Origin of the sequence: Streptococcus sp. GMD1S (assembly GCF_000296875.1) — a bacterium.
Classification (GTDB): domain Bacteria; phylum Bacillota; class Bacilli; order Lactobacillales; family Streptococcaceae; genus Streptococcus.
The window spans coordinates 1-506 of record NZ_AJQY01000316.1 but is presented as its reverse complement, the minus strand read 5'-3'; the positions used below and the strand labels follow the sequence as shown (position 1 = coordinate 506).

1 protein-coding gene is annotated in these 506 nt (G+C 44.5%); it reads left to right on the top strand.

Translation table 11 applies throughout. The annotated features are described in order from the left end of the window. The coding region (locus GMD1S_RS08990) for an aminotransferase class I/II-fold pyridoxal phosphate-dependent enzyme (protein WP_000324247.1) at window positions 1-506 on the top strand (506 nt) is incomplete at both ends.

Here is a 506-nt window from a genome sequence, read left to right as displayed (position 1 = left end):
GTCAATCTGGTTGGGGCAGAGATTGTCGAGATTGATACAACTGAAAATGGTTTTGTCTTGACTCCTGAGATGTTGGAAAAGGCCATTTTGGAGCAAGGGGACAAGCTCAAAGCAGTTATTCTCAACTATCCAGCCAATCCGACAGGAATTACCTATAGTCGGGAGCAGTTGGAAGCCTTGGCAGACGTTTTACGCAAGTATGAGATTTTTGTGATCTGTGATGAGGTCTACTCAGAATTAACCTATACAGGGGAAGCTCATGTGTCTCTGGGAACTATGCTGAGAGACCAGGCTATTATTATTAATGGCTTGTCTAAATCGCATGCTATGACAGGTTGGCGTTTAGGCTTTATCTTTGCTCCTGCAACTTTCACAGCTCAGTTAATCAAGAGTCACCAATATTTGGTTACTGCCGCAAATACTATGGCTCAACATGCTGCAGTGGAGGCTTTGACCGCTGGTAAAAACGACGCAGAGCCTATGAAGAAGGAATACATTCAGCGTCG